The sequence below is a fragment of the Pseudomonas sp. SWRI92 genome (genome assembly GCF_014268685.1).
Lineage (GTDB): Bacteria > Pseudomonadota > Gammaproteobacteria > Pseudomonadales > Pseudomonadaceae > Aquipseudomonas > Aquipseudomonas marvdashtae.
This window is the reverse complement of sequence record NZ_JABWQY010000017.1, coordinates 30,928-51,510: the sequence shown is the minus strand read 5'-3', so window position 1 is coordinate 51,510 and position 20,583 is coordinate 30,928. Positions and strand designations below refer to the sequence as shown.

At 60.0% G+C, this 20,583-nt stretch carries 22 protein-coding genes, 1 tRNA gene, 1 pseudogene and 1 riboswitch; of the genes and pseudogenes, 18 read left to right on the top strand and 6 right to left on the bottom strand.

Features of this window, described 5'->3' with window-relative positions:
* Nucleotides 1-268: 268 nt before the first annotated feature.
* Nucleotides 269-370, top strand: a riboswitch (guanidine-I (ykkC/yxkD leader).
* Nucleotides 371-430: 60 nt separating this feature from the next.
* The 12 genes and pseudogenes from HU762_RS21815 to HU762_RS21760 all read left to right on the top strand — a co-directional run bounded on the left by HU762_RS21815 (nt 431) and on the right by HU762_RS21760 (nt 13,289).
* Nucleotides 431-1,498 (top strand): putative urea ABC transporter substrate-binding protein, encoded by a 1,068-nt coding sequence (locus tag HU762_RS21815; protein WP_186640546.1) that lies wholly within the window; start codon nt 431-433, stop codon nt 1,496-1,498.
* A 15-nt stretch (nt 1,499-1,513) separates the two neighbouring features.
* Nucleotides 1,514-2,329 (top strand): ABC transporter permease, encoded by an 816-nt coding sequence (locus HU762_RS21810; protein WP_186640544.1) that lies wholly within the window; start codon nt 1,514-1,516, stop codon nt 2,327-2,329.
* A complete protein-coding gene (locus HU762_RS21805; RefSeq protein ID WP_186640542.1) occupies nt 2,326-3,114 on the top strand; it encodes an ABC transporter ATP-binding protein in 789 nt (262 codons plus the stop codon). Before HU762_RS21810 ends, HU762_RS21805 begins: the two co-directional genes overlap by 4 nt.
* Before the next feature lie 13 nt (nt 3,115-3,127).
* Nucleotides 3,128-3,853, top strand: coding sequence for an urea amidolyase associated protein UAAP1 (locus HU762_RS21800; protein ID WP_186640540.1), 726 nt, complete (start codon nt 3,128-3,130; stop codon nt 3,851-3,853).
* 10 nt (nt 3,854-3,863) lie between these two features.
* Nucleotides 3,864-4,505 (top strand): urea amidolyase associated protein UAAP2, encoded by a 642-nt coding sequence (locus HU762_RS21795; protein WP_186640538.1) that lies wholly within the window; start codon nt 3,864-3,866, stop codon nt 4,503-4,505.
* A gap of 193 nt (nt 4,506-4,698) precedes the next feature.
* Nucleotides 4,699-8,265 (top strand): urea carboxylase, encoded by a 3,567-nt coding sequence (gene uca / locus HU762_RS21790; RefSeq protein WP_186640537.1) that lies wholly within the window; start codon nt 4,699-4,701, stop codon nt 8,263-8,265.
* Between the two features lie 22 nt (nt 8,266-8,287).
* On the top strand, nt 8,288-10,063 hold the full coding sequence (gene atzF, locus HU762_RS21785) for an allophanate hydrolase (RefSeq protein WP_186640535.1): 1,776 nt from the start codon (nt 8,288-8,290) through the stop codon (nt 10,061-10,063).
* A 253-nt stretch (nt 10,064-10,316) separates the two neighbouring features.
* Nucleotides 10,317-10,934: pseudogene (locus HU762_RS21780) on the top strand (GGDEF domain-containing protein); the annotation flags it as partial.
* A complete protein-coding gene (locus HU762_RS21775) occupies nt 10,927-11,145 on the top strand; it encodes a cysteine-rich CWC family protein (protein ID WP_186640531.1) in 219 nt (72 codons plus the stop codon). The pseudogene HU762_RS21780 and the gene HU762_RS21775, both read left to right, overlap by 8 nt.
* A 35-nt stretch (nt 11,146-11,180) precedes the next feature.
* Complete coding sequence (locus tag HU762_RS21770; RefSeq protein WP_186640529.1) at nt 11,181-11,873, top strand: 16S rRNA pseudouridine(516) synthase; 693 nt, start codon at nt 11,181-11,183, stop codon at nt 11,871-11,873.
* Between the two features lie 309 nt (nt 11,874-12,182).
* Entirely contained in the window at nt 12,183-13,067 is an 885-nt protein-coding gene (locus tag HU762_RS21765; protein ID WP_186640527.1) for an alpha/beta hydrolase, read from the top strand.
* Between the two features lie 148 nt (nt 13,068-13,215).
* Nucleotides 13,216-13,289: transfer RNA gene (locus HU762_RS21760), tRNA-Gly, on the top strand.
* A 105-nt stretch (nt 13,290-13,394) separates the two neighbouring features.
* Here the strand turns inward: HU762_RS21760 and HU762_RS21755 are convergent.
* From HU762_RS21755 to HU762_RS21745, 3 genes are all read right to left on the bottom strand, one after another.
* Nucleotides 13,395-14,678, bottom strand: a complete 1,284-nt coding sequence (locus HU762_RS21755) for a type II toxin-antitoxin system HipA family toxin (RefSeq protein ID WP_186640525.1) — start codon at nt 14,676-14,678, stop codon at nt 13,395-13,397.
* Nucleotides 14,678-14,974: a helix-turn-helix transcriptional regulator gene (locus tag HU762_RS21750; protein ID WP_186640523.1), complete on the bottom strand. Its 297-nt coding sequence runs from the start codon at nt 14,972-14,974 to the stop codon at nt 14,678-14,680. Before HU762_RS21750 ends, HU762_RS21755 begins: the two co-directional genes overlap by 1 nt.
* A 179-nt stretch (nt 14,975-15,153) precedes the next feature.
* Entirely contained in the window at nt 15,154-15,630 is a 477-nt protein-coding gene (locus HU762_RS21745; protein ID WP_186640521.1) for an Lrp/AsnC family transcriptional regulator, read from the bottom strand.
* Nucleotides 15,631-15,773: 143 nt separating this feature from the next.
* Here HU762_RS21745 and HU762_RS21740 point away from each other — a divergent pair, with 143 nt between their 5' ends.
* The 5 genes from HU762_RS21740 (at nt 15,774) to HU762_RS21720 (ending at nt 18,198) form a co-directional block, all read left to right on the top strand.
* Entirely contained in the window at nt 15,774-16,403 is a 630-nt protein-coding gene (locus tag HU762_RS21740; protein WP_186640520.1) for a LysE family translocator, read from the top strand.
* A gap of 184 nt (nt 16,404-16,587) precedes the next feature.
* Complete coding sequence (locus HU762_RS21735) at nt 16,588-16,890, top strand: type II toxin-antitoxin system HigB family toxin (RefSeq protein ID WP_186640518.1); 303 nt, start codon at nt 16,588-16,590, stop codon at nt 16,888-16,890.
* Complete coding sequence (locus HU762_RS21730) at nt 16,890-17,249, top strand: transcriptional regulator (protein WP_186615122.1); 360 nt, start codon at nt 16,890-16,892, stop codon at nt 17,247-17,249. The genes HU762_RS21735 and HU762_RS21730 overlap by 1 nt, the downstream gene beginning before the upstream one ends.
* A 322-nt stretch (nt 17,250-17,571) precedes the next feature.
* Nucleotides 17,572-17,787, top strand: a complete 216-nt coding sequence (locus HU762_RS21725) for a type II toxin-antitoxin system HicA family toxin (RefSeq protein WP_186640516.1) — start codon at nt 17,572-17,574, stop codon at nt 17,785-17,787.
* Nucleotides 17,788-18,198, top strand: a complete 411-nt coding sequence (locus tag HU762_RS21720; RefSeq protein WP_186640514.1) for a type II toxin-antitoxin system HicB family antitoxin — start codon at nt 17,788-17,790, stop codon at nt 18,196-18,198.
* A gap of 68 nt (nt 18,199-18,266) precedes the next feature.
* On the opposite strand, the gene HU762_RS21715 is transcribed toward HU762_RS21720, so the two are convergent.
* Nucleotides 18,267-18,413, bottom strand: coding sequence for a hypothetical protein (locus tag HU762_RS21715; RefSeq protein ID WP_186640512.1), 147 nt, complete (start codon nt 18,411-18,413; stop codon nt 18,267-18,269).
* Nucleotides 18,414-18,589: 176 nt separating this feature from the next.
* Here HU762_RS21715 and HU762_RS21710 point away from each other — a divergent pair, with 176 nt between their 5' ends.
* The gene (locus HU762_RS21710; RefSeq protein ID WP_186640510.1) at nt 18,590-18,994 is read left to right on the top strand and encodes a low affinity iron permease family protein; all 405 of its coding nucleotides are present in this window, start codon (nt 18,590-18,592) and stop codon (nt 18,992-18,994) included.
* Nucleotides 18,995-19,042: 48 nt separating this feature from the next.
* Here the strand turns inward: HU762_RS21710 and HU762_RS21705 are convergent, their stop codons facing one another.
* Nucleotides 19,043-19,951 (bottom strand): SDR family oxidoreductase, encoded by a 909-nt coding sequence (locus HU762_RS21705; protein ID WP_186640508.1) that lies wholly within the window; start codon nt 19,949-19,951, stop codon nt 19,043-19,045.
* A 79-nt stretch (nt 19,952-20,030) separates the two neighbouring features.
* Complete coding sequence (locus HU762_RS21700) at nt 20,031-20,534, bottom strand: DUF4142 domain-containing protein (RefSeq protein WP_186615065.1); 504 nt, start codon at nt 20,532-20,534, stop codon at nt 20,031-20,033.
* Nucleotides 20,535-20,583: the final 49 nt, after the last annotated feature.

Below are 20,583 nucleotides of genomic sequence, written 5' to 3'. Positions count from 1 at the left end.
TGACGGGCGGCAGTCATCTATTGAGATGACTGACGATTAATCTGACAGTGAAATCGGAATCTGGTGCGACGCGGCAATAACTCGAAACATGTAGCCTTTTGCTTTATTCCGGTGCGCGAATGGCACCACAACAACGCATGAACCAACCCTCTGGCCCGCACCAAAAATAGCCAAACCGCTCTAGCTCGGCCATTGCACGGACTTGGCACGGCTCTCGCTTTAACGAATCTCGTGCAGGAGTCATCACAGGTTCGCGGCACCACAATTTGCAATGGCTGACTAGGGTTCCGGCTCGCCTCTGGCGAGTGGCTGGTCCGAGAGTTGGCGACCTCCAGTTGAGGTTACACGGCGGGACAAAAGCCCGGGAGACAAGCCACCGTTCGCGGTGCCGCGTTGCTCCTGTCCGCCCTTGATCAACTGGAGAACCACCATGTTCAAGCTTCGTCTGTCCGCCCTGCTCCTCGCCGCGCTCTCGGCCCTCATGAGCTTCTCGTCCGTCGCAGCCCAGAAAGACCACTTCAGCGTCTGCTGGACCATTTACGCCGGCTGGATGCCCTGGGAATACGCCGGTAGCCAAGGCATCGTCGATAAATGGGCGAAAAAATACGGCATCAAGATCGATGTCGTGCAGCTCAACGACTACGTTGAATCCATCAACCAATACACCGCCGGTCAGTTCGACGGCTGCACCATGACCAACATGGACGCCCTGACCATTCCCGCCGCTGGCGGAGTGGACAGCACCGCGCTGATCATCAGTGATTTCTCCAATGGCAACGACGGCGTCGTCCTCAAGGGCGAAAGCAAGAAAGTCGCCGACCTCAAGGGCATGGACGTCAATCTGGTGGAACTGTCGGTGTCCCATTACCTGCTGGCCCGCGCCCTGGATTCGGTGGGCCTCACCGAGAAAGACCTGAAAGTCGTCAACACCTCCGATGCCGATATCTCCGCAGCCTTCAACACCGATGAGGTCAAGGCTGTCACCACCTGGAACCCCATGCTGTCGGACATCAAGGCCCAGCCCGGCGTCAGCGAGGTGTTCAACTCCAGTCAGATCCCCGGCGAGATCATGGACATGATGGTGGTCAACACCCAGACCCTTCAGGACAACCCGGCCTTGGGCAAGGCACTGACCGGTGCCTGGTTTGAAGTGGTCGCGCTGATGAACGCCAAGAACGCAGCCGCCAAGGCCGCACTGGAACACATGGCCAAGGCATCGGGCACTGACCTCAAAGGTTTCCAGGCGCAACTGGACACCACCAAGTTGTTCGCCACGCCCAAGGAAGCGCTCACCTTCGCCACCAGCGAACAACTGCCCGCCACCATGGGCAAGGTGGCCGAATTTTCGTTCCAGCACGGTTTGCTGGGTGAAGGCGCCAAGAATGCGGACGCGGTCGGCATGGCGTTCGCCAATGGCGTGACCCGTGGCGACAAGGCCAACCTGAAGCTGCGCTTCGATCCCACCTATGTACAGCTGGCCACCGACGGCAAGCTGTAGAACGGAGGACCTGGCATGCGCCTGATCAACCGCCACCCGGATCGTCCCAGCCGCTTGCTGTTGGTGATCCTGCCATTCGCGCTGGTGTTGTTCGCCTACTTCATGGGCTCGGCCGAACGGTTGACGGACAACCCCAACGACAAGCTGCTGCCCAGCGCCGTGCAAATGAGCGATGCGGTCAAACGACTAGCTTTCACCGCCGATGCCCGCAGCGGTGATTACCTGCTTTGGCAGGACACCGCTTCCAGCCTGCGCCGATTGGCGATTGGCCTGGGCATCAGCGCCGCCGCCGGGCTGTGCCTGGGCATCGCCGCCGGTACCCTGCCACTGTTCGGCGCACCGCTGTCGCCTTTGCTCACCGTGCTTTCGATGGTGCCGCCACTGGCCATCCTGCCGATTCTCTTCATCGTCTTCGGCTTGGGGGAGTTGTCGAAAGTGATGCTGATCGTGATTGGCATCACGCCGTGCCTGGCGCGCGACCTGGAACAGCGCGCCCGGGAGATTCCGCTGGAACTGCTGATCAAGGCGCAGACCCTCGGGGCTTCAACCTGGACCCTGATGCTGCGCGTGGTGCTGCCGCAATTGCTGCCGCGCCTGTTGATCTCCTTGCGGCTGATGCTGGGTTCGGCCTGGCTGTTTCTGATCGCCGCCGAAGCCATCGCCTCCACCGATGGGCTGGGCTATCGGATTTTCCTCGTGCGTCGGTACTTGGCGATGGATGTGATCTTGCCTTACGTGGCCTGGATCACTCTGCTCGCCTGGCTGATGGACTGGGGCCTCAAGCGCCTCACCCGCCAAGCGTTCCCCTGGTACGAGGGGGCGAAGGCATGAGTTTCATCCAAGTCAACAACGTCTGGCAGCAGTATGCCGACCAAGTGGTGCTCGAACGATTGAACCTGAGCGTCGCCGAGGGCGAGTTCTGCACGCTGGTGGGCGCGTCGGGTTGCGGCAAGTCGACTTTCCTGCGGCTACTGCTAGGCCAGGAACGCGCCAGTCGCGGACAGATCCTGCTGGATGGCAACCCCTTGGCCGGCGAACCGGATGCCAGCCGGGGCGTGGTGTTCCAGCGCTACTCGGTGTTCCCGCACCTGACGGTGCTGGACAACGTCGCCCTGGGCCTGGAGCTGCCGCGCTCGCCGCTGCTGGGGCGTCTGTTCGGCAGCGCCAAACGCCAGGCTCGCGAAGAGGCCGCACAACTGCTGGACAAAGTCGGCCTGGGCCATGCGTCGGAAAAATACCCCGCGCAGCTTTCCGGCGGCATGCAACAGCGCCTGGCGATTGCCCAGGCACTGATCATGAAGCCCCGCGTCCTGTTGCTCGATGAACCCTTCGGCGCCCTCGACCCCGGCATCCGCAAAGACATGCATGAGCTGCTGCTGGCGCTGTGGCGCGAAACCCGGCTGACGGTGTTCATGGTCACTCACGACCTGTCCGAAGGTTTCAGCCTTGGCACGCGCCTGCTGGTGTTCGACAAGGTTCGCGTCGATCCACACGCCCCTGGCGCCTATGGCGCACGCATCACCTACGACATCCCATTGAACAGCGACCGCCGCACCGCCCGTGCCGCCGTCGACGCCCTGCCCGCCGAACTGGCTGGCACGTTGCGTATCGCTTGAAAGGAGTTTTTCCATGACCGATTCGATCCAGCTGTTTGCGCCCTTCGCCGAAGAATTGCTGCCCGGTGGCGGTCACCGTTCGTTCGTGCTCAAGCGCGGCCAGTTGCTGCGCCTGACCGATCTGCGCGGCGGCGCCAATGTGAGCCTGACGATGCTCAATGCCAACGAGAAAACCGAACGCCTGAACCTGCCGGACAGCCTGAAATGCCAACACACCGCCAAGCTCACCGCCGGCCATTGCCTGTATTCGGACATGGGCCGGGTGCTGGCGGCGATCACCGCTGACACCTGCGGCTGGAGCGACAGCCTCGGCGGCGTGCTCTGCGCTGAGGAGGTCGCTGAAAAATACGGTCAGGGCCGCTATCAGGAACTGCGCAACGGCTTCTTTCGCAACGGCACCGACAACTTGCTGGTGGAACTGGGCAAATGGGGGCTGGGCCTGTCCGACCTGCTGATGACCCTCAACCTGTTCAGCCGGGTGAATGTCGACGAGGCTGGATATTTTCACTTCGTCGAAGGCAATTCCAAGGCCGGCGACTACATCGAGCTGTACGCACCGATGGACACGCTGGTGGTACTGACGGCGCTGCAACACCCGATGGACCCGAACCCGCAATACGCGCCGCAGCCGCTCAAGCTCAGTTGGATGAACGCCAACCCCAGCGTCGCCGAACACTGCCGTCATTCGCGCCCGGAAAACCAGCGCGGCTTCATCAATACCGATCGCCTGTTCGCCTGAGGATCGTCCCATGTCACTTGCCATCGCCACCGCCCACAAGCAACCCGACACCGCCGTCTACCGCGCCACGATCCCCGCCGGGGAACCTTGGCTGACGGAGGTCAAGGCGGGCCAGACCCTGCGCATCCTCGACCTGGAGGGCAACCAGGCAGTCGATACGCTGTTCTACAGCCTGGCCAATCCCAAGGAACGCTATGACGTGCAGCACACCCTGCGTCGGCAGAACAGCGTTTACCTGAGCACCGGCAGCGTACTGTATTCCAACCTCGGTCGGCCGATGCTGACCATCGTCGAAGACACCTGCGGTCGCCACGACACCCTAGGCGGCGCCTGCGCCCAGGAAAGCAACACCGTGCGCTACGCCCTGGAAAAACGCCACATGCACAGCTGCCGCGACAACTACCTGCGGGCCTGCGCCCATGATGGCCGGTTGGGCAAGGGCGACATCGGGCCGAACATCAATTTCTTCATGAACGTGCCGGTCACCGTCGACGGTGGCCTGACGTTCGAAGACGGGATCTCGGCCCCGGGCAAATACGTCGACCTGCGGGCCGAAATGGACGTGATCGTGTTGATCTCCAATTGCCCGCAACTGAATAACCCGTGCAACGCCTACAACCCCACTCCTGCGGAGCTGCTGATATGGAACTGAAACTCATCCGCCTGCGACGCTGGCTGTACGCGCTGTGCCAGAGCCGATCGGGGCAGTGCATCAAGTAACACTTGATCCCTATCGGGCAGGTGTTTGAAAGCTTCGCCGCCGGGGACGACCTCGACGGCCATCGAAAACTGCGGGACGGCCCGCCTCCCAGTTCAGGCAGCACGCATGCCTGAGGGGTCATGCCATGTTCGAAAAAATCCTCATTGCCAACCGTGGCGCCATCGCCTGCCGCATCCTGCGGACTTTGCGCGAGCTGAAGGTCGAAGGTGTCGCGGTGTATTCCCAGGCCGATGCCGCCAGCCTGCACATTCTGCAAGCCGATCAAGCGCACTGCCTGGGCGAAGGCGCGGCGGCTGGCACCTACTTGGCGGTGGACAAGCTCTTGGCGATTGCCAAAAGCAGCGGCGCGACGGCGATTCATCCCGGCTATGGTTTTCTCTCGGAAAACGCCGCTTTCGCCGAGGCCTGCGAGGCCGCCGACATTGCCTTCATCGGCCCAACGCCAGAGCAGCTGCGGGTGTTCGGTCTCAAGCACACCGCACGTGACCTGGCCCGGCAACACGGCGTGCCGCTGCTCGAAGGCACCGAACTACTCGACAGCCTCGACGATGCGCTGCTGGCCGGCACTCGGGTCGGCTACCCGGTGATGCTTAAGAGCACGGCAGGCGGTGGCGGCATCGGCATGCGCGTGTGTCGCAGCGCCGCCGAATTGAGTGAGTCGTTTGAGGCGGTCAAGCGCCTCGGACAGAACAACTTCAGCGATGCCGGCGTGTTCATCGAGAAATACATCGAACGCGCGCGGCACTTGGAGGTGCAGGTGTTCGGCGACGGCCAGGGCCAAGTGATCGCGCTCGGCGTGCGCGATTGCTCGGTGCAACGGCGCAACCAGAAAGTCATTGAAGAGACCCCGGCACCGAACCTGCCCGAGGGCATGGCCGATGCGCTCTGCGCGGCGGCGATCAAACTGGCCCAGGCTGTGAACTACCGCAGCGCCGGCACCGTGGAATTCGTGTTCGACAGCGACGCCGGGCGCTTTTATTTCCTGGAGGTGAACACTCGCCTGCAAGTGGAGCACGGCGTCACCGAACAAGTATGGGGCATCGACCTGGTGCGCTGGATGGTGCAACTGGCCGCCGGTGACCTGCCGCCGCTGAATGAGCTGAGCCAGGGTTTGAAAGCCGAGGGCCATGCGATTCAAGCGCGCGTATACGCCGAGGATCCGGGCCGGGATTTCCAGCCGAGCCCAGGCTTGCTGACCGCCGTGCAATTTCCCGAAGCCGACGGCAAGCATTTGCGCATCGACACTTGGGTCGAGGCCGGATGCCAGATCCCACCGTACTTTGATCCGATGATCGCCAAGGTCATCCGTTGGGCGCCGACCCGCGAGCAAGCCCGCCTGGGCTTGCACCAGGCGCTGGATCAAAGCTTGTTGTATGGCGTGGAAACCAACCGCGTCTATTTGCAACAGATCCTGCTCGATGCGCCCTTCGCCAGCGGCCAGCCATGGACGCGGTGTCTGGAAGCGCTGGTCTATCGCGCCAACACCGTCGAGGTGCTCAGCCCCGGCACCCAGACCAGTGTGCAGGACTACCCCGGCCGCCTCGGTTATTGGGCGGTGGGCGTTCCCCCGTCGGGGCCGATGGACAGCCGCTCGCTGCGCCAAGGCAATCGCCTGCTGGGCAACGATGAAGGCGCCGCGGCGCTGGAAATCACCATGAGCGGGCCGCTGCTGCGCTTCAACTGCGACGCTCGAGTGGCCGTGACCGGCGCGCCGATTGCGCTGAGCCTCGATGGCGATACCGTTCCAATGAACACGCCGCTGTCGATCAAGGCCGGTGCCACCCTCTCCATCGGCACGATATCCGGCGCCGGCGCGCGCAGTTACCTGTGCCTGCAGGGCGGCGTGCAAGTGCCGGATTACCTGGGCAGCAAAAGCACCTTCACCCTCGGCCAGTTCGGCGGCCACGGCGGGCGGGCGCTGTGCACCGGTGACGTGTTGCACCTGGCAGCGCTGGATCCGCACGCGGTACTGCCGGACCAGCACCAACCGACCCTGGCGCTGCCTGACGTGCGGCAGATTCGGGTGATTTATGGCCCCCATGGCGCGCCGGAATATTTCACCGAGCGCTACATGCAGACCTTTTTCGACACGCACTGGGAAGTGCATTTCAACTCCAGCCGCACCGGCGTGCGACTGATCGGCCCCAAGCCTGAATGGGTGCGTGCCGACGGCGGCGAAGCGGGGTTGCATCCTTCCAACATCCATGACAATCCCTACGCCATCGGCGCGGTGGATTTTACCGGCGACATGCCCGTCATCCTTGGCCCCGACGGCCCGAGCCTGGGCGGATTCGTCTGCCCGGTGACGGTGATCGAAGCAGATCTCTGGCAACTGGGGCAACTCAAGGCCGGGGACAAGGTGCGCTTTGTGCCGGTGGATTTATCGACCGCACGATCACTGGCCACGCGACCCACAGGTTCTGTGGATACCCAAACACTGATCTCGCCTGTCGTGCTGAACATCGGCCAGGACGACACCCGACTGGTCGCTCGCCTCTCGGGCGACACCCACCTGCTGCTGGAAATCGGCGCCCCCGAGCTGGACCTGGTGCTGCGCTTTCGAGCCCACGCCCTGATGCAGGCGCTGGAGCAAAAACAGCTGCACGGCGTGATCGACCTGACGCCGGGCATTCGCTCGCTGCAAGTGCACTACCAACCCGAGCAATTGCCCCTGGCCGAGTTGCTGGCGATCGTCGCTGGCGAATGGGATGCGGTGTGTGCCGCGCAAGACCTGCAAGTGCCGTCACGCATCGTCCATCTGCCGCTGTCCTGGGACGATCCGGCCTGCCAGCTGGCCATCGAAAAATACATGACCACGGTGCGCAAGGACGCCCCCTGGTGCCCCAGCAACCTGGAGTTCATCCGTCGCATCAACGACCTGCCCAACCTCGACGAAGTGCAGCGCACGGTGTTCGACGCCAGTTACCTGGTGATGGGCCTGGGTGATGTCTACCTCGGCGCGCCAGTTGCCACGCCGCTGGACCCTCGGCATCGGCTGGTGACCACCAAATACAACCCGGCCCGCACCTGGACCGCCGAGAACTCGGTGGGCATCGGCGGTGCCTATATGTGCGTGTACGGCATGGAAGGCCCAGGCGGTTATCAGTTTGTCGGGCGCACCCTGCAGATGTGGAACCGTTATCGGGACGTCGCCGCGTTCGACGGCAAACCCTGGCTGTTGCGATTCTTCGACCAGATCCGTTTTTACCCGGTCAGTGCCGATGAATTGTTGCGCATCCGCCGTGATTTCCCCCTGGGCCGCTTCGACCTGAACATCGAACACAGCCAGCTCAACCTCGCTGATTATCAGCGCTTCCTGGCAGCGGAAGCGGACAGCATCGCCGCGTTCCGCCAGCAGCAACAAGGCGCCTTCAATGCCGAGCGCGAGCGCTGGATCGCCAGCGGCCAGGCGCACTTCGACAGTGAAGAACCGGCCATCGCGCCGAGCGAAGATTCGCCGCTGAGCGCGCGGCAATTGAGCGTCGACAGCCACATCGCCGGCAATCTCTGGCAGGTCCAGGTGGAGGCGGGGACGCACGTCGCCGCCGGGGACGTACTGGTGATTCTGGAGTCGATGAAAATGGAAATCCCGCTGCTCGCGCCTGTGGCCGGGGTGGTGCGCGAGGTACGCGTCCAGCCAGGTTCGGCGGTGCGCGCCGGGCAACGCGTGGTGGTGCTGGAACGTGACTGAACTCAATCAAGGAATCAACGCCATGAACCTCTCTCTTCGCCTGGACGACCTGCGCAGCATTTACCGCAGCGGTGAACTGACGCCGCGCCGATTGCTGCAGGCGCTGCGGGAAAAAGCCGCTGCCCTCAACCCCGACTATCACGTGTTTATTCATTTGCTGTCGCTTGAAGAACTGGAGCCTTACCTGGCCGGTCTGGAAAGCCGCGACCTGGAAAGCCTGCCGCTGTATGGCGTGCCGTTCGCCATCAAGGACAACATCGACCTGGCCGGCATTCCGACGACCGCCGCGTGCCCGGCATTCGCCTACGTGCCGCAACGTTCGGCGACCATTGTCGAGCAGCTCCTGGCGCTGGGCGCGATCCCCCTGGGCAAGACCAACCTCGACCAGTTCGCCACCGGCCTCAACGGTACCCGCACGCCCTACGGCGCTTGCCGCAACAGCGTATTGCCCGGTTATCCGTCGGGCGGTTCGAGTGCCGGCTCGCCGCTGGCGGTGGCCCTCGGCGTGGCGAGCTTTGCCTTGGGCACCGATACCGCGGGGTCAGGCCGGGTGCCGGCGGCGCTGAACAATCTGGTAGGTTTGAAAGCCACCAAAGGCCTGATCTCCACCGCTGGCGTGGTGCCGGCTTGCCGTACGTTGGACTGCGTGACGACATTCACCGCCACGGCACGCGAAGCCAGCCAACTGTTGGCGCTGACCGCCCGCCTCGACGCACGCGATGAATACAGTCGCAGCAACCCACAGTGGAACGACGGCTCGGCGTTCGGTGCGCCACGACGCTTTCGCTTTGGCGTGCCTCGTCGACAAGACCTCGAATTTTTCGGCTGCGACGAAGGCCCAAAGTTGTTCAGCGACGCCATCGAGCGACTCGAACGCATCGGCGGCGAGGCGGTCGAGCTGGACTTGTCGCCCTTCCTGGAGGCCGCTCGCCTGCTGTATGAAGGGCCGTGGGTAGCAGAGCGCTACAGCGTTGCCGGGGAATTGATGGAGCGCGAACCTGACGCGGTATTGCCGGTAATCCGCGCTGTATTGGCGAAAGCGCCTACGGTGAATGGCGTACAAACCTTCCGCGCCCAGTACCGTTTGCAGGCACTCAAAGCGCAATGCGACCGTGTTATGGACGCGCTTGATTGTGTGCTGACGCCGACCATCGGGCGTCCGGTGACCCTCGCCGAACTGGCCGCCGAGCCGGTCCTGCGCAATTCGGAACTGGGTTATTACACCAACTTCATGAACCTGCTGGACTACGCCGCCGTCGCCGTTCCCAGTGCGTTCATGGCCAACGGTCTGCCCTGGGGCGTGACGCTGTTCGGCCGCGCCTTCACCGATCAATACCTGCTGGGCGTCGCCGATGCCTTGCAACGCCAGCACGACCCGGACCTGCCAGCCCCTGCCAACCTGGCGCGCCACGACCGGGCCCGCCTGGTGGTGTGCGGCGCACATCTGGATGGGCTGGCATTGAACTGGCAGCTCAAGCAACGCGGCGCGCGTTTGGTCGAAGCCACCCACAGCTCATCGGACTATCGCCTCTATGCGTTGGCCGGTGGACCACCATTGCGCCCGGGCATGCTGCGGGTCAGCGATGGCGGCGTCGCGATTGAAGTGGAGGTCTGGGAACTGCCGAGCCATGAGTTGGGCTCGTTCTTGACCGGCATCCCCGCGCCACTGGGGCTAGGCAAGGTTCAACTGGCCGACGGTCGCTGGGAAAGCGGGTTCATCTGCGAACCCTATGGCCTGGACGGCGCACAGGACATCAGTCATTTGGGCGGATGGCGGAGTTACCTGCGTAGCCTGTAATCGCGCAGCCCCCCGGTGGCGAGGGGCTTGCTCCCTCGCCACAGCTTCACGAACTACAAATCCAGGCACCTTTTCCCACAAGGCCACTAAACTGATTCCATCGGGTCAATCCAAGGGAATCGCCATGTCGCTTCGTTCGCCGTTGTATTCCCCGCGCTCGCCAATGCTGGTACTGGCTATTTTGTTGAGTGCCGGCTTCCTGGCGACCTCGCTGCTGGGGTATTACGCCGCCAGCACCTTGCTGCGGGACACTATTCTCAAGGCTTTGTACCTCAATCTATTGATCGGCCTGCTGGTGACGGTGGCCGTACTGGCGCTGCTTTATCGGCTGGTGGTCAGCTATCAACGTCGGATCGATGCCCAAGCCATTCTTGACGGCCTCACCGAACTGCCCAACCGCCGGGGCTTCGACTTGCTGGCGGTACAGGCCCTGCACGAAGCCCAACGCGAACCCAAGCCGTTGAGCGCGCTGCTGCTGGAAGTGGACAATTTCAAGCAACTGGATTCCACCCATGGCCACATCGCCAGCGATCAGTTGTTGGGCGGATTCGCTCGCGACTTGACCGATAACGTGCGGCATTCAGACATTGTGTGCCGCTGGAGCGCCGACGCTTTCGCCTTGCTGCTCAAGGACACCGATGGACAGAACGGTCTGAAGATCGCCGAGAAAATTCGCCAGCGCATTGAGCAACAGCGCTACTTTTGCAGCGGGAAACAATTGCGCGTCACTATCAGCATCGGCCTGACCACCTTGCAGGACGAAGACACCTTGCACAGCCTGCTGTCCCGGGCCGATCATGCGCTGCAACGCGCCCGACACACCGGCAGCAACAGAACCTGCGTGGAAATGCCTCATTCGAGTTATGAATAAACCTGACCTCTGCCCCGCCTGCGGCGCCGCCAACGACTGCACCCTGGCCAACCCGAAAACCGCCGACCGCGCCTGCTGGTGCTATGGCGTGAGTATCGACCCGGCTGTGCTCGAGGCCCTGCCGGCGCAATTGCGCGATAAATCCTGCCTTTGCCCGCAATGCGCGCGAGTGGACGACCAGTTGCGCGCCAAGCCCCAACCGATCACGTAAGATGCCCGCCCTCCGCCTCCTTGCCCGAACTGCCCATGCGCGTTGACCGTTTCCTCAGTAATCTGCCGCGTTTCAATCGCCAACAGGTCCGACTGCTATTGGTGGAACGTCGAGTGCGGATCGATGGCCAGACCGTCAACGATCCACACGCGCAGGTGCGCGAATTCAGCCACGTCGAAGTAGACGGTGAGGTGTTGCAGGCAGGCCGAATGGCCCGGTACTTCATGCTGCACAAACCGCAAGGCTGCGTCAGTGCCACGCGCGACCCGCAGCATCGCACCGTGCTCGACTTGCTCGACGAACCGGACAAGGACGACCTGCACATTGCCGGCCGCCTGGATTTCAACAGCACCGGACTGATGTTGATCACCAACGACGGCAGCTGGTCGCGGCGCCTGACCCAGCCGCAGACCAAGCTGCCCAAGGTCTACTACGTCGAGACCGAACAGACCATTACCGCCGAATACGCCGCCACGTTCGCCCAAGGCCTGTACTTCGCTTTCGAAGACCTCACCACCCAACCGGCGGAGCTGACGTTGCTCGGGCCGACTTCGGCGCGATTGAGCATCGTTGAAGGACGCTATCACCAGGTCAAGCGCATGTTCGGGCACTTCAATAACAAGGTGTTGCGCCTGCACCGCGAGCGCATGGGGCCGCTGGTGCTGGACCTCGATCTGGAACCGGGCCGATACCGCGCCCTGAGCCCAGATGAAATCCGCCTGATCTGAGCCCGATGACCGCTGGGCAGAAGTGTCGAACATTTTTCAAAGAGCACTTGCGCAACGGTCGACCCCCTGCTTGAATCAAACCGTCGGCCGAAATGTGACCGACTGGTCACCTCATACCTCTAAGAAACTTTTTGCCGGCTGGAACCCTCAGGTTCCGCCATATCCACCGGCAAACTGCCCGCCATAACAATACCCGTCGACCGGCTTTCCTGGATCGACATGGGCCTTATCTTCCAGGCGTATGCCTACCTGTCACATTGCCCGTGCAATCTCATTGCGCGCATACCCGCTTGCCAGGAGTCTTATGACATGAGGCCAGAAATCGCTGTGCTGGATATACAGGGTCAGTATCGGGTTTACACGGAGTTCTATCGCGCAGACGCCGCACAAAAGACCATCATCCTGGTCAACGGCTCGATGGCTACCACCGCGTCGTTTGCACAGACCGCCAAAAACCTCTATCCGCAATTCAACGTCGTGCTGTACGACCAGCCCTACGCGGGCAAATCCAAGCCCCACAACCTCCACGAGCAAATGCTGACGAAGGAAATCGAAGGACAGATCCTGCTGGAGCTGATCGACCACTTCGCTGCCGAGCACGTATTGTCATTCTCGTGGGGCGGCGCCGCGGCACTCACCGCACTGGCCCAACGCCCGCGCCGCATCGAAAAGGCCGTGATCAGCTCGTTCTCACCGGTGCTCAACGCGCCGATGCGCGACTACCTCGAACGCGGCGTGGACTACCTGGGCAGCCTGGACGGCCACCGTGTGGGGCACTTGGTCAACAGCACCATTGGCAAGCACCTGCCGCCGCTGTTCAAGCGCTTCAACTATCGCCACGTCAGCAACCTGGCCGAGCATGAATACGGGCAGATGCACTTTCACATCAATGACGTGCTCCACAGCGACCAGCAGTGCTACGTCAACGCGGCGAAACAAATCGACGTGCCGGTACTGTTCCTGAACGGCGAATGGGACGAGTACACCTCGGCCACCGACGCCAGGCTCTTCGGCAACCATGTCCAGCACAGCACCTTCACCACGCTGCAAGCCACCGGGCATTTCCTGGACATGGAACACAAGGCCGCCTGCCGCGACAGTCGCGACGCCTTGCTGAGCTTCTTGAAACCGACCCACCATGAAAGCCGACCGCGCTACAGCTACGTACAGGATTACCATGCGCTGGCCATCTGAAAAAAGTCCTCGCGAGCGGGCCTCAAGCATGGGGCTCGCTTGCGAAAGACCGCTCTGGTTGGAGGCTTGCGTAGACGGATGACCTCACCGTCCGGAAAGAAAAACTTCAAATCCCAGGCGACATCTGGTACAAAGTCAGCCGCTCTGAGCGGGTGTCGTATAATGGCATTACTCCAGCTTCCCAAGCTGATAACGAGGGTTCGATTCCCTTCACCCGCTCCAATCGAATTCTGATCCTGCGTCGTGTGGTTTTGACGGAGGATGAAAAAAACCGGCTCTTGGTGGCCGGTTTTTTTTGGTCTGGGGTATGACCAAAGCAGGTTCGCACTACCTCTCAAAGTCCTGGTGCAGCTTCGCCAGGACATTGAAGATTGGCTCCCCTGCTTTATGTGGAATCTTCAAACGAGTGAACACATCCTTCCAGTCTGATAACGCGGCGAGGGTCTGCTCGATGTACGCCTCGGCCTTGAGATATTTGTAGTCCCTGCAGATCTCCATGATTCTCTTCCTCGTCGGTTTGCCGGGAGTGCGGCCACCAAAGTCAGTCGTGTGTTCACCCATAGCGTTTGCGAACGTAACGTCGTAAGCGGGGGAAAGCGTCCAGGTCTCCTTATCTCCCTGCTTTGCGGGATCGTGGCAAAGGAAAGCAAAGTTCTTTGCGTGGTCGTCATGGTTGTGTGACAGAGCGTTGAAGATCATTAACCTGGCCATCTTTTCTACTTCGACAGAGCTTTTGGTCAGCATCTGGGTGAGCTTCAGCAGATTGGGATAATCGATGGATGACAGAGCGCGGTAATTCGCATACATCAGTGCCGCTACGGTCATCATGTGTATCTTGCGTTCGCCCTCTCGGTCGAAACGCCTGGTCGCGAAAAAATGCTCAACCTGACCGTCAGGCATCTGCATATCCAAGAGAGTCGACTCAGCCATGGTGACTCCGGCTGCCCTGGCCATCTCTGCATAGGCGAACTCGATGCCCCCGGTCTCCACCGGCTCGTACAGCGCTCTGAACTTGACGATCCAGTGTGCATAGCCCTCTGGCAGAGCACCGAAGGCCGAGGTTGCGTTAGCGCAATCTGCGGAGAGAGCCACAATCGCCTTTGGACGAGCACCACCCGGTGAGCCACCGGCGAGCCGCAGTTTGGTGAGCACCGCTTGGGTCTCGCCCTCTTGAACCTCGATAGAGGCCTCGTACAGCTGGCAGAGATCAACAGGGCCAATCAGCACTGTTTTTTCAGCCGTGGGCTGATACTCAAAAGCTCCCATGCTTCGGTCGTCCATGTAGGCAAGGCGATCCAGGGCGGTGACGGTGAGGTGAGTGCCGTCACCGAAGGTGCTGTTGAAGTATCGGTCCATCAGCAGCATGCCCCAGCCATCTGGCAGGGAATCAGCGAACGGCCCATGGAGCCCTTCGAAGAGGCTAGCGTCTTTGGCCAGCTGTGGTTTTTCGTCCCAAGTCATCGTAAGCGGCGAAAGATTGTAGCCAGTGGCGAGCCACCCCTGATCGTAAGCGAAGTAAATCCCCTTCCCTTCGGCTTTCAAGAGTTCCCCGACCTTGACGCCACTTTTCAAGACGGTTAGCGCTTCGGTGCGTTTGAACGCCTTCGTCATCACCTCATCCCTCGCTTACGTTTGGCATTCTTGAGTTCATCCACTGAATTCGGATGCTCAGGCTTGAAGAGTCTGGTCACGCAAGCCAGCTCATCAAGCGCTGTGGCCATGAGGACCAGAGCCTCCAAGGTCACCACACCCGTCGTCTCAAATCGCTTGATGGTGGACTCCGACACCCCCGACTTCTCGGCGAGCGTCTTGCGGGAGAGGTTTTTTGAAAGGCGGAGTATCTTCGCGTTCTCTCCGACATTCCTGGCGATTTCTGCTGGCGAATGGAGCAAATGCATAAACGACATGATTACCCTCTAACTTTTCAAAATGGCTATATTCGACCAGTTATAAGGAAATAATACCCTATTGGGGTCGTTTATGATCTCTTGGTAAAACTACCGTTATACGAGGATTCCACCAGTAATCCGTGAACGGATCAAAAAAAGCCCCCAGCCATCGGCGTCGGGGCTTTTCATATCGTGCTTCACCCTCCAGCCAAATGCCCCAACGGCAACGGCACCGGCGCTTTCACAGTGTTAATCGCAAAATTGCTGCGGATATCCCTGATCCCCGGCAGTTTCAGCAGATGCCCAGTGACAAAACGGTCATAGGCCCGCAGGTCCGGCACCACCACTTGCAGCAAAAAATCCGACTCGCCTGATACCAGGAACGCCGAGATCACCTCAGGCAAAGCCGTTACCGCCTGGCGAAACGCCTCGGCTCGTTCGTCATTGTGCCGCTCGACCTTGACGCCGACGAAGATCGTCATCCCGAGGCCAACTTCATCACGATCGAGGATGGCCTGGTAGCCGCGAATCACTCCGGCTTCCTCAAGCATCCGCACGCGACGCAGGCACGGCGAGGGAGACAGGCCTATTTCTTCTGCCAGTTGCACGTTGCTCAGCCGGCCGTCCCGTTGCAGTGCGGCGAGGATTTTGCGGTCGAAGGCGTCTAGTTTCATGTATTGGCATCTTCCGATTGAATTGTTCGAATGCTTGGCAGGTTATGCCAATTTATTAAGCATTAGAAGCTGACTACGCAACCACCTGCCCTGCCCTTCGGCCATAGACTGGCACCACTAATTCATCGAATGAGGGGTTTGGGATGACAGGGCTCTGGTTGTTTGTCATGGCGTTGACGGTGGCGTATCTACTGCCCGGGCCGGACATGATCCTGGTGCTGCAAACCGGTGCCCGTCAGGGCAAGGCTGCGGCGCTGGCGACGGCGGTAGGCTTGGGGATTGCCCGGGCATGTCATGTCGCGCTGGCGGCGATGGGACTCTCGGTGCTGTTCAAGACGGCACCCTGGACGTTTGATGTGGTGCGCCTGGCCGGGGCTGCTTATCTGGCCTGGATCGGGTTTCAGTGTTTGCGGACCACGTTGTTGCCAAGCTTTGAAGGCTCTGACGCTGAGTTCGGAAGGCGACAGTGGCACCAAGCGATACAGCGCGGCCTGCTGACCAACCTGCTCAATCCCAAGGCGCTGCTGTTTTGCTCAGTGTTGCTGCCGCAGTTCATCGACCCACAGGACGGGCCGGTGTTGGCGCAGTTTGCAACGTTGGGGGTGATATTGGTCTGCGTCGGTTTGTTGTTCGACGTGCTCTATGCCCTCGCTGGAGTAGCGCTCGGGCGCTGGCTTCAACGATCGCCTACGGCGCAGCGGGTGCAGCAGTGGTTGTTTGGTGGCCTGCTGATTGGGTTTGCGGTGCGGCTGACGTTTGTGCAGCAGTCGTAGAAGACGGCTGCTTCGCCATCAAAACTGGCTATAGCCCCAACGGCCGTAATGGATCTGCCTAGCTTCCGGTTAGCGCACTAGCATGGGGTGCTAGGGGCCGAGCAGTTTTATTGCCTCTTCAGCTAAACCCAATTGCATCGTCAGCCCAGTCAGACTAGACTCCTCCCAAAACGGGAGGACGTAGGTGCGAATTATCGCGAGAGGAACCTTACGGGAGTTCTGGGAAAGCAATCCGGCTTACGCGGATTCCCAGACGCCACTGGTTGAATGGTATCGACACATGGAAAAAGCGACCTATCGGACGCCTCAAGAGATTAAGGCTGAACTGAAAACGGCCAGTATCCTCAAAGCAGCCAGGGTTGTATTCAACATTGGCGGCAATAAATACCGAGTAATTCTCGCAGTCGACTATCAGCGCCAGCTTGGTTTTGTAAGATTCGTCGGCACCCATGCCCAATACGACCAAATCAATGCGGAGACCGTATGATGAACATCAAACCCATTCGCAACCAAGATGATTTGAATGCAGCTTTTACGCGCATCGAACAGCTTTGGGGGGCAGAAGTCGGTTCGGCTAACGGCGATGAGCTAGAAATCCTTGCCTTGTTGATCGAAAAATACGAGGACGAGCACTACCCGATGCCCCCCTCTGATCCAATTGAAGCGATTAAATTCAGGATGGATCAACAAGGGCTGACTCCGCGCGACTTGGAACCGTACCTTGGTTCAAGCGGACGTGTGTCTGAAGTTCTGAACCGCAAACGCAAGCTAAGTCTGGCGATGATTAAACGCCTGCATGACGGACTGCGGATTCCTTACGAGAGTCTGTTGGCAGACGTTGCATAAACTTATGCAGACTCCACGACGGCTCCGTAGCAGCACTGCAGATTAAAAGAACCGGTCCAACGTGACCGGTTTTTTATGTCCTTCTTTTTTATGTCCTTCTCTCATTCAGTCCACAGCAACCCCAGATCTCCCTCGCCACGCGTCACGCGACCTCACATCCGGAAATAAACCCGATCCGCCCCCCCGCCGCCTTGTCCGGCGCGCCTTCTAGACTTGGTTACGACATACCACTGGGCCCGATCCTCGCCCTGCGGTGGTTATAGTGTTGATCATTATTATGAGGTGGGTATAGTACCCACCAAGCGCACCACACGGAGGTGTTGTGAACAGCCGATTCTTGATAGGCCAAATTGTTGCGGATGGTTGGTACCTGGTGCGGATTCGAGGCAGTCACCATCATTTCAAGCACCCAACCAAACCGGGACTGGTCACGGTTCCTCATCCAAAGAAAGACCTGCTCAAGAAAACGGCCATCAGTATTTTGCAACAGGCCCTGCTTCAGGAAACCAGTTGCCAAGCTTTTCCGGAGGACGATTGAATGCTTTACCCGATTGCGATTTCCTTGGGCGATGAGCACCACGCCTGGGGTGTCGAAGTGCCGGATATTCCCGGTTGTTTTTCCGCTGGCGACGATCTCGATGAGGCCATGGCCATGGCGCGCGAGGCCATCGAGGGGCACTTCGAAATTCTCGCCGAGGATGGCTCGCCCATTCCGCCGGCCAATACGGTCACGCTGCACGCGGCCGACCCGAAATATGCCGGATGTACATGGGCGCTGGTGGATATCGATGTGACCAAATACCTGGGCAAGGCACAGAAGCTCAACATTACGTTGCCCGGCTACCTGCTCAATCGTATTGATGAATATGTGTTGCACCATCCTGAAGAGAAGAGCCGCTCCGGCTTCCTTGCTTCGGCAGCGCTGAAGGTGTTGCAGCAGGGCCGGTGAGAACAGCCACAACCTGGGGGCAAGCTTGCGCCCCCAGGTCTTCCATAGCCAAGCTTGGGCTATGCCATCTACTTGTTTTCCGACTTGGACTCCTGCATCTGCACCGACGACTTGGTACCGTCGGTGTTGTCCTTGGTCTCGTTGTTGGAGTTGTCGAAACAGCCTTGCAGGGCGAACAGGCAGCAGGCGAGGCAAAAGGTGCGAGTGATATTCATGGCGTACTCCGTAGATTAAGGCTTTAAAGAGTGACCCTTGGATGAAGCAGATGGTTGCGACAGTGTTGGTCCTGGATGATGAATACCGACAGACGTTTCAGATTGAAATGTAAGTAGAATTTTCGCCGCCTCGTTGCTGTCACACCAGACAGGTGCATCCAATAAGGAACACGGCAATGACGTTCGCAAAAATTGCTCAAAAACTGTCCCTCTGGGCGGGGAGTCCCAAGACCTTTCTGGGAGCCATCGTGTTATTGGCGCTCTGGGCTGCCAGCGGACCGTTCTTCGGTTTCAACGACACTTGGCAATTGATCATCAATACCTCGACCACGATCATCACCTTCCTGATGGTGTTCCTCATCCAGAACACGCAAAACCGCGATACCGATATCCTGCATTTGAAAGTCGACGAATTGCTGCGCGCCAGCAAAAGCGCACAAAACGCCATGCTTGGGCTCGAATCGCTGGATCTCAAGCAGCTAGAGGCACTCAGAAAGCACTATCAGTCCATGGGAGAGGGTGAGGCCAAGCACCTCGAAGGGCTGGAAGAAAAAAACAAGGTTGATCTGAACCAGTGCTGACCGGCATTGCATGGGCGCAGCTCGCCCATGCAACGGTTGGTCAAATGATCAGGGCAACGGGTTACCACCCGTAACGCCGAACACTTCCCCGGTGATATAACTCGATTCCTGCGAGGCGAGCAGTACGTAGAGCGGCGCGCACTCCGCAGGCTGTCCCGGACGTTTCATCGGTACTTGGGAGCCAAACGTAGGAATCTTCTCGCGAGGTTGTCCGCCGCTGGGTTGCAACACGGTCCAGATCGGGCCCGGTGCGACGGCGTTGACCCGAATCCCCTTGCTGATGACTTGTCCGGCCAGCGCCTTGGTGAATGCAACGATAGCCGCCTTGGTGGTGGCGTAATCCAGCAGCGTCGCGGACGGATCGTAGGATTGGATCGACGCGGTATTGATAATAGTCGCCCCGGCTGGCATCAGCGGCACCGCAGCCTTGCAGATCCAGAACATCGCATAGATGTTGGTCTTCATGGTGTCGTCGAATTGCGCGGTGGTGATGTCGGCGATGTCTTTTTGCGCCTCCTGCTTGCCGGCGACGTTCACCAGGATATCCAGTCCATCAAGTTGCTGTTGCGCCATTTTTACCAGTTGCACGCAGAACGCTTCGTCCTTGAGATCGCCAGGAATCGCGATGGCCTTGCGGCCTTCAGCCTTGATGAGCTCGATGACTTGCTGCGCGTCGCGCTCTTCGCTAGGCAAATAATTGATCGCTACATCGGCGCCTTCACGGGCATAGGCGATAGCCGCTGCGCGACCAATACCCGAGTCGCCTCCCGTGATCAGCGCCTTGCGACCTTCCAGGCGACCGAAGCCTTGATAGGTTTTTTCGCCATGATCGGGTTTCGGCTCCATGTCCTGGTCGATGCCCGGCGGCGACTGCGGCTGGTCGGGAAACTCCGGACGAGGGTATTGGGTCAGTGGATTCTGCATCGCGTATTGGTTGGGTTCTCGGCGTGTAGACATCGAGGGTCTCCTTTTCTGCGGGCAAAACAAGCCGGGACGCGGGCGCCCCGGTCCGGTACGTAAAAGCAGGTGCAGCGGATCAGCGGCTGGCCTGCAGCGCCCTGGCCATTTCGAGATGGGTCTGTAACTTGGGCAGGGTTTCGTCAGCGAATGCCTTGATTTCCGGCACTTCGGTGGTCTGGGCCTGCTGCTGGATCTGCTCGATGGCTTCCTCAGTGGCCTTGACCTGACTGGCGGCATAAGCCGCTTCGAACGACTCGCCCTCGGCGACTTTTGGCATGAGGGCCTTGGCCTTGTCAGCCACCTCTTCTCTTGGGGCAACAGGCAAATCGAGTTTCTTGGCGATTTTCGCCAGGTGTTGATTCGCGGTGGTGCGGTCGTTGATCACCATGATGGTGTAATCCTTGACCTCACGTGATTCGGCTTTCGAATGCGCCTCGCGGCTGGCTTCGATGTCAGCCATGCCTTTGGCGGATGCGTCGTTGATGAATTCGGCTGGCGATTGGGCCCAGGCGCTGCTGGCACCCAGGCCCATCAGCACGACAACGCTGGTGGTGCGTAAAAAGGTGGCCATCCGGCTCATGGTCGCGCGCTCCTCTGATAAGAAATTTCGACGGAATTTGCCCGCCGCT